1 protein-coding gene is annotated in these 206 nt (G+C 66.0%); it reads right to left on the minus strand.

Translation table 11 applies throughout. The features are described from left to right. Positions 1–206: hypothetical protein (locus tag C9411_RS25440; RefSeq protein ID WP_146158913.1), on the minus strand; the 206-nt coding region annotated here is incomplete at both ends.

Below are 206 nucleotides of genomic sequence, written 5' to 3' on the forward strand. Positions count from 1 at the left end.
CCGTTGCGCCGGCTGATCAGGTTGCCCCAGGCGTCGTAACGGTAAAACAGCTTTTGCCAGTGCGTCAGCCGGTTATCGGCGATCGGCGCCAGCGGCAGGTGCGCGTCGATGTCGCTCTGCGGGCTGCGCTCGCCCAGCAGGTTATCCGCCAGATCGTACACCAGCCGCGCGCCCGGTTTGCCCTGATTGGGTTCGCGGTGTTGCAG

The organism is Serratia sp. Nf2 (assembly GCF_003028435.1).
Lineage (GTDB): Bacteria > Pseudomonadota > Gammaproteobacteria > Enterobacterales > Enterobacteriaceae > Serratia > Serratia marcescens_L.